Annotated in this window: 12 protein-coding genes; 7 read left to right on the forward strand and 5 right to left on the reverse strand. The window is 33.8% G+C overall.

The window, feature by feature from the left end; all coding sequences use genetic code 11:
• The first annotated feature begins 10 nt into the window (after window positions 1–10).
• From JS605_RS06270 to JS605_RS06300, 6 genes are all read left to right on the forward strand, one after another.
• On the forward strand, window positions 11–1,819 hold the full coding sequence (locus tag JS605_RS06270; RefSeq protein WP_203256849.1) for a DUF1800 domain-containing protein: 1,809 nt from the start codon (window positions 11–13) through the stop codon (window positions 1,817–1,819).
• Window positions 1,820–1,824: 5 nt separating this feature from the next.
• Entirely contained in the window at window positions 1,825–3,240 is a 1,416-nt protein-coding gene (locus JS605_RS06275; RefSeq protein WP_203256850.1) for a DUF1501 domain-containing protein, read from the forward strand.
• Window positions 3,237–3,992, forward strand: coding sequence for a T9SS type A sorting domain-containing protein (locus JS605_RS06280; RefSeq protein WP_203256851.1), 756 nt, complete (start codon window positions 3,237–3,239; stop codon window positions 3,990–3,992). Before JS605_RS06275 ends, JS605_RS06280 begins: the two co-directional genes overlap by 4 nt.
• A 136-nt stretch (window positions 3,993–4,128) precedes the next feature.
• Window positions 4,129–4,947, forward strand: a complete 819-nt coding sequence (panB, locus tag JS605_RS06285) for a 3-methyl-2-oxobutanoate hydroxymethyltransferase (protein ID WP_203256852.1) — start codon at window positions 4,129–4,131, stop codon at window positions 4,945–4,947.
• 177 nt (window positions 4,948–5,124) lie between these two features.
• The gene (locus JS605_RS06295; protein WP_203256854.1) at window positions 5,125–5,817 is read left to right on the forward strand and encodes an RluA family pseudouridine synthase; all 693 of its coding nucleotides are present in this window, start codon (window positions 5,125–5,127) and stop codon (window positions 5,815–5,817) included.
• A 17-nt stretch (window positions 5,818–5,834) separates the two neighbouring features.
• A complete protein-coding gene (locus tag JS605_RS06300) occupies window positions 5,835–7,214 on the forward strand; it encodes an aldehyde dehydrogenase (RefSeq protein WP_203256855.1) in 1,380 nt (459 codons plus the stop codon).
• Window positions 7,215–7,218: 4 nt separating this feature from the next.
• Here JS605_RS06300 and JS605_RS06305 read toward each other — a convergent pair whose 3' ends face one another.
• The 5 genes from JS605_RS06305 to JS605_RS06325 all read right to left on the reverse strand — a co-directional run bounded on the left by JS605_RS06305 (window position 7,219) and on the right by JS605_RS06325 (window position 10,412).
• Window positions 7,219–8,019 carry a sensor histidine kinase gene (locus tag JS605_RS06305; RefSeq protein ID WP_203256856.1) on the reverse strand — a complete coding sequence of 267 codons (801 nt, stop codon included), beginning with the start codon at window positions 8,017–8,019 and terminating at the stop codon, window positions 7,219–7,221.
• On the reverse strand, window positions 7,992–8,717 hold the full coding sequence (locus JS605_RS06310; RefSeq protein WP_317194130.1) for a hypothetical protein: 726 nt from the start codon (window positions 8,715–8,717) through the stop codon (window positions 7,992–7,994). Before JS605_RS06310 ends, JS605_RS06305 begins: the two co-directional genes overlap by 28 nt.
• 18 nt (window positions 8,718–8,735) lie before the next feature.
• Complete coding sequence (locus JS605_RS06315) at window positions 8,736–9,248, reverse strand: hypothetical protein (protein ID WP_203256857.1); 513 nt, start codon at window positions 9,246–9,248, stop codon at window positions 8,736–8,738.
• Between the two features lie 79 nt (window positions 9,249–9,327).
• Window positions 9,328–9,954, reverse strand: coding sequence for a CPBP family intramembrane glutamic endopeptidase (locus JS605_RS06320; protein ID WP_203256858.1), 627 nt, complete (start codon window positions 9,952–9,954; stop codon window positions 9,328–9,330).
• Window positions 9,951–10,412: an Lrp/AsnC family transcriptional regulator gene (locus JS605_RS06325; RefSeq protein ID WP_203256859.1), complete on the reverse strand. Its 462-nt coding sequence runs from the start codon at window positions 10,410–10,412 to the stop codon at window positions 9,951–9,953. The genes JS605_RS06320 and JS605_RS06325 overlap by 4 nt, the downstream gene beginning before the upstream one ends.
• Before the next feature lie 158 nt (window positions 10,413–10,570).
• On the opposite strand from JS605_RS06325, the gene JS605_RS06330 reads away from it, so the two are divergent.
• Entirely contained in the window at window positions 10,571–11,776 is a 1,206-nt protein-coding gene (locus tag JS605_RS06330) for an aminotransferase class I/II-fold pyridoxal phosphate-dependent enzyme (RefSeq protein ID WP_203256860.1), read from the forward strand.
• Window positions 11,777–11,835 lie beyond the last annotated feature (59 nt).

Consider the following 11,835-nt stretch of genomic DNA (forward strand, 5'->3'; position numbering starts at 1 on the left):
ACAAAACACTATGAAAAAGTTTCTACTATGTGTACTTTGCTGTCTAACACTAAATATCTCAGCTCAAGATTATAGAGATTATTTAGGTGCAGGACATAGTAAAGGCATAACGGTAACCTCAAGTAGCCAACAAACAAGAACGGATTGGCGAGAAAGTGCCGAAGCCATCAACACCATTAATGGTCATGGTTTAGATGGAAAGCTTTTAGAAACGTCACGTTTTCTCGCACAAGCCACATTTGGAACAGATTTAAATTATATAAAATCTGTTGCAGAACAACCTTTTGAGGATTGGATTGACACCCAATTTGGAATAGATTCTTCTCCACTTCAACAATTAACACAAAGTATATTTAGTGAAGCGCGTCAAATATATTTATCAAATGGTGGTAATCCAGATAATAACACTACGCCTAACTGGACACACTTTATGTATGCGTGGTGGCAGTCTAACATCAATAACGAAGACCTACTACGCCAAAGGATAGCATTAGCGCTTAGCGAAATTTTAGTTATTTCAAGAGAGTCTAACCTTTCTAGTTACGGTGTAGGTTTGGCCGACTATTATGATGTATTAAAAGACAATGCATTTGGCAATTTTAGAGACCTTTTAAAAGATGTAACCATGCATCCAATGATGGGTGTTTACCTAAGTCATTATAACAACCCCAGAAGTATTCCTGATAGAAATATTCATCCGGATGAAAATTATGCACGAGAGATCATGCAATTATTTACCATTGGTTTATATGAATTAAATCAAGATGGGACGTATGTTACTGACGGACAAGGCAATCGTATCCCAACCTATGACAATAACGACATTAAGGAATTTTCAAAGGTTTTTACAGGTTTAGGACCAGCAGGAATTGAAGATGAATTTCCAGACAGAACATTACGATTTGGAATGGGACATTATTTTGCCAGAAAAGATATGCCTATGATAATGTATGATGATTGGCATGAACCAGGAGCCAAACAACTGCTTAACGGTTACACTATACCAAGTGGACAATCTGGTATGCAGGATATCGACGATGCTATCAATCATTTATTTAATCACAACAATACGGGACCTTTTATCGCAAAACGATTAATTCAACAATTGGTAAAATCTAATCCTTCTACTGGTTACGTATCACGCGTCAGTGCTGCTTTTAACAATACCAAAGGTGTAAGAGGAGACATGAAAGCCGTGATAAAAGCAATTTTATTAGATGAAGAAGCCAGAAACTGTAGCTGGATTGAGAATCCTACAAGTGGTAAAATGATAGAACCAATGATGCGTTACTTTAACGTAGTAAGACAAATAGATTTGGATAATGATAATGGACGTTATTGGAATAATGGATACGATTTCTTTAACAATACAGGACAGGCACCGCTATCTGCTCCTAGTGTTTTTAATTTTTTCCTCCCAGAATATGTACCCAATAGTGAATTTGCAGATGCAAATCTATTAGCTCCAGAATTTCAAATCCATAATTCTGCTACCAGTATAAATTACTTAAATCAGGTAGATGCATGGACAAATCCACGATGGTATGATGTTCTAAGAACTTGGGGCTTAGAATTAGAAGGTACACCTCTAGATTTTGAGGCGTTAAAATATTACGCCAAAGACAGCGAAGTACTAGTAAATCAATTAGATAAATTATTTACGCGTGGTCAACTTTCAAACGAAACTAAACAAATTATTGTTGACGCTGTAGAACCAATTGTAAACGGTTGGGGGCAAGAAGTTCAATATACAGACCTAAGGGTAAAAATGGCATTATACTTATTAATGTCAAGCCCAGATTATGTCATACTTAAATAAAACACATGACGACGAAGAAAAATACAATGTCTAGAAGAAAATTTTTGGGAGACTCCTGCGCTGCTTTGGGTTATACAACACTGTTTTCTTCGCTTATCAACTTAAAAGCTATGGCCGCCGCCGCCATGGATAATTCAGCAATTATACCTTATGGTGGAGATTATAAAGCATTAGTTTGCATAATGCTTAGTGGAGGAAACGATTCGTTTAATATGCTTATTCCTAAAGGGGACAACGAATATAATGAATACGCTACTTCCAGATCAAACTTAGCGATTCCACAAAATGACGTATTGCAAATTAACCCAAATACTAGTGATGGAAGAGTTTTTGGTCTACATCCAGAACTTGCAGACATGCGTCAACTTTTTGAGAGTGGTAACCTAGCCTTTATATCTAACGTGGGTACTCTTATAGAACCTTCAACAAAAAGTGATATAAAAAATAATTCAGTTAAAACACCTTTAGGGCTCTTTTCGCATTCAGATCAATCCCAGCAATGGCAAACAGGAAAACCCGGGGAGCGGACCAATATTGGTTGGGGTGGTAAAATTGCAGATTTGGTTCAATCTATGAACTCCAGTACTGATATATCTATGAATATTTCTTTACGAGGTACAAATATATTTCAGCAAGGAGACCAAATAACACCTTACGCCATTAGAAATGAGGGCAGTGTAGGCATTAATGGATATCAAGGAGATGGTTTTTTCAACGAACTTAAAACCGAAGCTCTTAATTCCATGCTAGAAAGGGATTATCAAGACATATATAAAAACACCTATAAAAACACGATTAAAGCATCTAATGATGCAAATTTAGCATTTCAAACTGCTGTTGATGGAGTTCAAGATTTTGTGACTCCCCTTCCTGAAGAAAACGAGTTAGCACCCCAACTTCGTATGGTAGCCAAAACTATTGGTGCTAGAGATACTTTAGGATTTTCAAGACAAATTTTCTTTGTTGAAATTGGAGGTTTTGATAATCATGATGAATTATTAATCAACCAAGCAAGTAAACTAAAAGAAGTAAATGATGCCCTTGCATATTTTAACAGTTTACTTTTTGAATTGAATGCAAGTGATTGCGTAACAACATTTAGTGTATCTGATTTTGCGAGAACCTTAACATCAAATGGAAATGGAACAGATCATGCTTGGGGTGGCAATGCTTTTGTGATGGGAGGTGCAGTAAATGGGAAAGACATTTACGGAGACTACCCTACCCTTGCACTAGACAGTGATTTAGATTTAAGAAGTGGGGTACTTATCCCAACAACAGCTGCAGATTTGTACATGGCAGAATTAGCACTTTGGTTTGGAGTTTCCCCTTCAGATTTAAATATGGTATTACCTAATTTATCTAATTTTTACGATACCAGTAGCAGTAACCCACCAATAGGATTTATGAATTTAACATGATGAAACACACCTCTCTTTACCTAATATTATTTTTAGTTTCTTGTGTACAAGTTATAGAAGCACAATGCTACCCAGATAGGCATAGCACTAATTGGTTTGATGGTTGGGTGTCTTGTGAACCCTCTCAAAATCCCATAACATCCTATGGAGAAACACACTGGATTATGTACGATTTAGGGTATAATTATGTATTGAACGAAACCCAATTTTGGAACGCTAACGAACCCCGAAATTTAGATTTTGGTATCAACGAATTTCACGTAGATTACTCTCTTGATGCTATTACATGGAATACCTTGGGCACTTTTAATTTAGAACAAGCCTCAGGGACATCCACATACCAAGGCAGTGAAGGACCAAACTTTAATGCCACAAAAGCCAGATATGTGCTTATAACACCAACTTCAAATTTTGGAGGTAGCTGTTATGGTTTTAGCGAATTAAAAATAGAAATTACAGATCCTTTCACAGTAGTTGAAGAGGAAGATGGATACAACGCATCGGTGTACCCAAATCCGTTTATTGATTCTGTTTCATTGAGGGTTGTAAGTTTGTCACAATCTGAGCCGGTAAATTTTACGTTGTACGATATCATGGGGCGTGCCATTACCAGTGGTAATATTAACATTACAGAAGACAATCAAAACTACCAGCTACCAATTAACGGTTATAATCTATCCGTTGGGATTTACATCTTAAAAACCAATCAAAACGGTAAAGAAAAATCCTTTAAGCTGATTAAGAGAAAATAATCGTGTGGGCTGTATACAAACCTTAAATTAATATTCTACTTTATTAAGGCACATCACATATTTAAACTTCGAGAAGAAAATATTTAGGACTATCTTTAATTTATTATTTTTACGAGCAACTAAAAATGAATAAAGAATGTCTACTGCTAAAAAAGAATACAAACGCGTTACCGTAAAATCCTTGGTGGATATGAAAGCTTCGAGCGAGAAAATATCCATGCTTACCGCTTACGATTATACCATGGCAAAGATTGTAGATGGGGCAGGTGTTGATGTAATTTTGGTTGGCGATTCTGCTAGTAACGTTATGGCTGGACATGAAACTACCTTACCTATTACTTTAGATCAAATGATTTATCATGCCTCTTCTGTAGTACGTGCCATCAAAAGAGCCTTGATTGTTGTTGATTTACCGTTTGGAAGCTACCAGAGCGACCCTAAAGAAGCCTTACGCTCCGCCATTAGAATTATGAAGGAAAGTGGTGCGCATTCTGTAAAGCTAGAAGGTGGCAAAGAAATTAAAGAATCTATAAAGCGTATTTTAAATGCTGGAATTCCTGTTATGGGACATTTAGGATTAACACCACAATCTATATATAAATTTGGAACTTATACAGTTCGTGCAAAAGAAGAGCGAGAAGCTGAACAATTATTGAGTGACGCCAAAATGTTAGAAAAATTAGGATGCTTTGCTATTGTCTTAGAAAAAATCCCTGCTAAATTAGCCCAACAGGTTGCAGAAAGTGTTAGCATTCCCATTATTGGTATTGGAGCAGGACCAGATGTTGACGGACAAGTTTTGGTGCTTCATGACATGATTGGTATGACCCATGAGTTTAATCCAAGATTTTTAAGACGTTATTTAAATTTATATGAAGAAATGACCTCTGCTATTTCCCAATATGTTGATGATGTTAAGACCAAAGACTTTCCAAATGAAAGTGAACAATATTAATCTAGATGTCTTAGATAGTTAGATTTTTAATAATAACTCTCAGTTCAGCTTACGGAATGGAGACACAATTATTAATAGCTTTTGATTTAAAGTGTATTTCAAAAGAAACGTTAAATAGTGCCTCGTCCGCATTGGTTGAAATCAATTTTAAGATACTAAAACCTAAAAGGTCTAATAATGTCTAAAAGATCTAATCCATCTAATTTACAAGTACTTTACGAAGACAACCATATTATAATCGTAAACAAACGTGCTGGTGATATTGTTCAAGGAGACAAAACAGGAGATACCCCCTTAAACGATGTTGTTAAAGCCTACATTAAAAACAAATACAATAAACCAGGAAATGTGTATTTAGGAACAGTACACCGGTTGGACAGACCAACATCTGGCATTGTAATATTTGCAAAAACAAGCAAAGTCTTACCTAGGTTAAACAAATTATTTTTAGCAAAAGAAATAAAAAAAACCTATTGGGCTGTCGTAAAGCAAGCACCATCAAAATCTGAGGGCACGCTTGTACATTGGCTTAAAAAGAACCCTAAAAACAATAAATCTTACTCACATATAAAGGAAGTTAAAGACAGTAAAAAAGCCATTTTACATTACAAAACGATACAACAACTAGATAACTACACACTTTTGGAAATCAATCTAGAAACTGGCAGACATCATCAAATTAGAACGCAATTATCTAGTATTGGCAGCCCTATAAAAGGGGATTTAAAGTATGGGTTTAGTAGAAGCAATAGAGATGCTAGTATACATTTACACGCTAGACGTATCGAGTTTATACATCCTGTAAAAAAAGAATCTTTATCTATTATTGCTCCATTACCCAATGACCCCATTTGGAATGCTTGCACTTAAAGTTTTATCTTAGGGCAATGAAATCAATTCCAGAACTTGTTGCTTCTCATAAAGCATTTTTTTTATCGCAAGGAACTAAAGACGTTTCTTATCGCTTGCTACTTTTAAAAGCTTTAAAGCAAGAAATCATCAAAAAAGAACAAGATATTTTTGATGCATTGTATAACGATTTCAGAAAATCAGAATTTGAAACCTATATCAGTGAGTTTGGATTGGTAATTTCTGAGCTAAACCTAGCCATTAAAAAACTAAAGACCTGGAGCAGACCTAAACGTGTTAGAGCTTCAATCTTAACCTTTCCCTCCAAAGACTACATTTATAAAGTGCCTTATGGCTCAGTTTTAGTAATTGCGCCTTGGAATTATCCGTTCCTATTAGCCATGAATCCACTAATTATGGCTATTGCTGCAGGAAATACCGTTGTTTTAAAACCAAGTGAACTTACCGAAAACACATCTAAAGTATTAACTAAAATTATTAAAAATGTATTTCCCGAGGATGTATGCACTTCTATCGAAGGAGGTATTCCTTTAGCTACAGCATTATTAGCCCAAAAGTGGGACTATATTTTTTTCACAGGAAGTACTAAAGTTGGTAAAATTGTTGCAGAAGCTGCAGCAAAACATTTAACCCCAGTAACATTAGAATTGGGAGGGAAATCACCCTGTATTATTGATGACACTATTGATGTAAAATTGATAGCAAGACGCTTAGTTTGGGGGAAGCTATTAAATGGCGGACAAACTTGTATTGCTCCAGATTTCGTTATTGTTAAATCTAGTATTAAAGCCAATTTAGTAAATGCTATAAAAAAAGAAATTACTAGGAGATATAGCGAAGATATTTTTCAATCGGGAGATTTTCCCAGAATTATCAACTCAAAAAACCTAAAACGACTGGTATCATTAATTGAAAATGAAAGTATCATTTTTGGAGGAGAAATCGATGAAAAAACCAATTACCTATCCCCTACATTAGTAGACAGTCCTAAATTGGATAGTAAGATTATGACGGAGGAAATTTTTGGTCCCATTTTACCAATTTTAGCTTATGAAGCTGAAAAAGACATTGCCAAAATTCTAAATGGTATAGAGAGACCTTTAGCCTTTTATGTCTTTTCTAAAAACAAGAGTTTTTATAGCAAAATAATTACTACCTATAATTTTGGTGGAGGAGTAATTAATGATCCTTTAATCCATTTTGGTAACTCAAAATTACCTTTTGGTGGTATTGGAGCCAGTGGTATGGGTAACTACCATGGCATTCATGGATTTGATACGTTTTCGCATAAAAAAGCTATTATGAAACGTGGTACATGGCTTGATCTACCTCTAAGATATGCGCCTTATAAAGGGAAAATAAATCTCTTAAAAACAATATTTAAATATTTTGGGTAAACGTTTAATGTAAAGGATACACCAATACAAGTTCAACACCTTCATTAGGTTTTGATTTTAACTCAAGTGTTGCTCCAATAAGTTCCGCCCTACTTTTCATATTAATTAAACCAGAGCCTTTTTCAACCTCATTTATATCAAAACCTTTTCCATCATCTTTAGCAGTAATAACTATACTATCAAGCTTATAATCCAATGTTATATTCAAATTTTTTGCTTCGGAATACTTTACGGAATTGGATAAAAACTCCTGAAGTATCCTAAATACAATAATCTCGTGATTTCTATCTGTAAAGTTTATTTTATTACCAATAATCTTTAATTCAGCCGATGTAAACTTCATGCGTTTTAAGCGATCCAGCTCATTGGTAATGGATTTTTCAAAACCTATATTTAAAATCACATCGTTATTTAGGGTTTTGGATAAAGCACGTACTTCCTTCAGTCCATTACTTAAGGCCTCTGTGGTGTCTTTAAATTTATCTCTAACATCATTAGAAACCTGCATTTTTAAAATACTTAACTGCATACTGGCAAACGACAACAACTGCCCTACATTATCATGTAGTTCCCAACCAATATTTTTTAAAGTTTGTTCTTGGGTTTCGGTTTGCGCTTTTACCATTTCCTCTTCAAAAGCACGCTGCTGTTTGATTTTATCTAACAGCAACTTATTTTTTCGCTTTTGGAATACTATGAAGAATATAACAACAAGCGAAGTTATAATCACTAGAACAGCAATCATATAAACTAACATATAACGCTCAGAAGCGCTGCTTACAATTCGTTCTCCGGTTTGCACCATATAAAAGCAAAGGTATAAGTTAAATACATAAATATATTGGCGAATAAAAATACTTGACGTCTTAAATACAAAAACTCCTTATCAAAATGACCAATACCAATCTCATACTCATAATAAACATCATAAAATGTCATAGGAGAAATAATTAACCACCAAATAAATATAGTCGCACTAATATAAAAATTAATGTTTTTATAAAATACCAATACTTTTTCGCTAAGTAAAATCTCAACAAAAAATAAAACAGCGCAAAGAAATATTATTACGGCTCCTAATAAATTTAAAACTATAAAAAAATGATTAAAGAAGTCCTGCCAATTAACTATAACATATATTATAGAAAAAGTAAGAAAAGAATACCTAGCAACTTTAATCAACTTCTTAAAGGATTGAGTCTCTAAAATATTAATATAATAAAAAGAAAAAAACATTATAGCACCTATAACCCAATAAATATTAGTCCACCAATGATTCTTTTCAAGTTTTGTCCCTATGAGAAAGTGTAGCCATTTATCAGGCTTAACAAAATAATTGTAGGCTCCAAAAATTTCAGATATTGCAATAAAAACAAGAAAATAAATAAAGTATTTAACAGGTGTTTTACTAAATTTTTTTAAATATAAAACACCTGTTATAGCTGCCAATAATTCGAGAGCAACTATTATGTAGAAATAATTTTCTAAGAGAAATGTAACCACAAAAAACAGAACAGTTTATCAAGGGTATTGTCCTTGCCCACCTCCACCTGCGTTCAATGGTGGTGTATTATCTTTATCACCTTGTAGCATTAGGTCAAACATACTTGCCTTAGATAATTCACCATCAACAGTAGGTGCAATAAACAAAGTATTTCTATTTTTTAACTTGGGGTCAGAGTTTTTACCATAATTCCCCATAAATACTGCAATACCTGTCATTTTATACCCCAAAGAATCAATTCTAGCTTCAGCATAGTCTAAATAATCCCTTACAACATCTAAAGACCAAGCTACATTGGTAGTTTGCTTTCTAGACCCTTCTACTTCTAATGTAGAGTCAATTTCAGTAGGATTATTTCGTTGCCAATTCTTAAATAATTGAGTCGCCTTTACTACAGAAATAGTATCCTTAGGTGCTCTAATTTTTCTATCCATTCCATGCATATCGTCTCCAGTTGGTCTTGGGCAAAAGAAATAGGTTAATAATGCCCCGATAATAAACCCTAAAATAATTGATCCTAAATTTTTCATAATTTAATATTGTTAGTTAATAATAGCTTCCTTAAAAATAGCAAAAAGATTTAATTATGTACGATTTTATCTAAAAAAATCAGTTAGGAAATCCGAGCATATCCCCCATACCAACGGTAAACAACCAACAGCCATAAACTGCATGCTCAATAGAAACAAGTAGTGTTGATTTTGTTTTTAAATAGGTAAAGGCAAATAATATGCCTCCTAAAAACGTAAGGATCAACACCAAAGTATTCTTAAAGAAAATATGTGCTAACGCAAAAAATGTAGCATTTATAAAAACCAAGAATGCTTTAGAATGCCATAAATTATGATAGCGTTTAAAGAAAAACGTGCGGTAAATAAGTTCTTGTGGATACACTGAAAAAAAAGAGTAGATAAATAGAATAAACAACCAAAGTTTTGGCTTACTGCGTAATACGATAAATAAATCTTCTTTGTTAGTTACCCATAAAAAAACGGTAGTAAGTATGGCTATAACTGCTAACTTTAATAAAGTTTGTGTCCAAAAATATTTCCAATTTAGGTTTTTAGTAATTTTAAAAGCCGCTTTCTCTACTTTTAACAATACATAAACAACATACGTAAACCCTAGCAGACCTATAGCCAATTTAATAAATACTGAGTACTTAAAAGCAAAACTTACAGGCACTAAAATAAATATAGTAAATAGTTCTATGCATTTATAGATTCTGGACGTCATGAAAAGCGAATTACATTAGTTTGTTTCACTTCATTTATTACGAACATACTGTGCGTGCTACCAATATGGTTAATGTTGGTTAATTTTTTTACCATAAACTCTCTAAAAGCTGCCATATTCTCTACAATTACCTTTAAAAGATAATCATAATCACCACTAAGATGGTAACATTCCAAAACTTCATCAAGGTTGTTCACTTCTTTTTCAAAGCTAAATACATAATCTTGGCTATGCTGAAGTAGTTTTACATGACAAAATGCAACAAAGTTGCGGCTAATTTTCTGTTTATTGATAACCACTGTATAACCTTCAATAAAACCTTCTTTTTCTAATTTCTTGATGCGCTCATAAACAGCGGTAACCGAAAGCTCTAATTTATTGGAAAGCTCTTTATTGGTTTGTTTACTATCGCTTTGTAATAACTCAAGTAATTTTTTATCGGTTCTGTCGAAAATCATGATTGAAAAAAATTCGTTCTACAATGAAATTGAAAGCGTATTTCAAAAATTTATTCTAAAAATAATAAAATAAAAAGATTTATTTTCTAAAAAATAAATTATTACTTGACTAAATTTCTAATAATCCTGAAATTCGTTTATCCTAAAAATGATTCATAATGAGTTTTAAACCTGCAAATAATATTCAAGATTTACAGTATTTTGGCGAGTTTGGTGGTGTAAACCCATCCATTTCAGACTCTTCTACCTATACGTTTCTCTCCGCAAAAACTATGTTTCACACTTTTGAAGGCAATGCTGATGGTTGTTACCTCTATTCACGCCACTCCTCACCCTCCAACTTGTACCTGGGAGAGGCTTTAGCCGCTATGGAAGATACTGAAACAGCCAATGTTACTGCTTCTGGTATGGGAGCCATTACTTCAGTAATCATGCAATTATGTAATGCTGGAGATCATATTATTTCAAGTAGGACTATTTATGGTGGTACTTATGCGTTCTTTAAAAATTTTATACCCAAGTTTCATATAGAGGCTTCCTTTGTAGATATCACTAAACCAGAAACTGTAAAAACTGCCATCACAAAACAAACTAAAGTATTGTATTGCGAATCTGTAAGTAACCCTCTTTTGGAAGTAGCTGATATTAGAGCACTTGCAAAAATTGCTAAAGAACATAACTTATCCTTAGTAGTTGATAATACTTTCTCTCCTTTATCCATTTCTCCCGCTACTTTAGGAGCTAATGTTGTTATACATAGTTTAACCAAGTTTATCAATGGCTCTAGTGATACGGTTGGTGGAGTGGTTTGCGGTACACAGAAGTTCATTAATGATTTACGAAATGTAAACGACGGTGCTGGCATGTTACTGGGATCTACTATGGATAGTTTACGTGCTGCTTCTATATTAAAAAACTTGAGAACATTACATATTAGAATGCAACAGCATAGTAAAAATGGATTGTATTTAGCTACAAAGTTTGAAGCTGATGGTTTAAGAACTGTATATCCAGGGCTAACATCCCATCCCTCCCATGAATTGTTTAAAAGTATGATGCATACAGAATATGGGTTTGGTGGAATGCTAACCGTAGATGTTGGTACTTTAAAAAAGGCCAATGAACTTATGGAATTAATGCAACATAGAAACTTAGGATATCTAGCCGTAAGCTTAGGGTTTTACAAAACATTATTTTCAGCCCCAGGCACTTCAACATCCTCTGAAATTCCAGAAGACGAACAAAAAGCCATGGGATTGAGTGATGGTTTAATTCGCTTTTCTATAGGTTTGGATGCGGATATTGAGCGTACTTACCAAATGATGAAAGCCTGTATGGTTGAATTAGGGATACTTAAACGTTAAACCTATACTTTTTAATAGGAATAAGAGTTACAAAGGAAAACCTGATAAAGAATATCGTG

Source organism: Hyunsoonleella ulvae, assembly GCF_016827605.1.
Classification (GTDB): domain Bacteria; phylum Bacteroidota; class Bacteroidia; order Flavobacteriales; family Flavobacteriaceae; genus Jejuia; species Jejuia ulvae.

Excerpts from the sequence above, each read along its gene's own strand:
- JS605_RS06300 (WP_203256855.1), top strand. The coding sequence starts at position 5,835 with ATGAAATCAATTCCAGAACTTGTTGCTTCTCATAAAGCATTTTTTTTA.
- JS605_RS06295 (WP_203256854.1), top strand. The coding sequence starts at position 5,125 with ATGTCTAAAAGATCTAATCCATCTAATTTACAAGTACTTTACGAAGAC.
- JS605_RS06315 (WP_203256857.1), bottom strand. The coding sequence starts at position 9,248 with ATGAAAAATTTAGGATCAATTATTTTAGGGTTTATTATCGGGGCATTA.
- JS605_RS06275 (WP_203256850.1), top strand. The coding sequence starts at position 1,825 with ATGACGACGAAGAAAAATACAATGTCTAGAAGAAAATTTTTGGGAGAC.
- JS605_RS06320 (WP_203256858.1), bottom strand. The coding sequence starts at position 9,954 with ATGACGTCCAGAATCTATAAATGCATAGAACTATTTACTATATTTATT.
- panB (WP_203256852.1), top strand. The coding sequence starts at position 4,129 with ATGTCTACTGCTAAAAAAGAATACAAACGCGTTACCGTAAAATCCTTG.
- JS605_RS06325 (WP_203256859.1), bottom strand. The coding sequence starts at position 10,412 with ATGATTTTCGACAGAACCGATAAAAAATTACTTGAGTTATTACAAAGC.
- JS605_RS06280 (WP_203256851.1), top strand. The coding sequence starts at position 3,237 with ATGATGAAACACACCTCTCTTTACCTAATATTATTTTTAGTTTCTTGT.
- JS605_RS06270 (WP_203256849.1), top strand. The coding sequence starts at position 11 with ATGAAAAAGTTTCTACTATGTGTACTTTGCTGTCTAACACTAAATATC.
- JS605_RS06305 (WP_203256856.1), bottom strand. The coding sequence starts at position 8,019 with ATGGTGCAAACCGGAGAACGAATTGTAAGCAGCGCTTCTGAGCGTTAT.
- JS605_RS06330 (WP_203256860.1), top strand. The coding sequence starts at position 10,571 with ATGAGTTTTAAACCTGCAAATAATATTCAAGATTTACAGTATTTTGGC.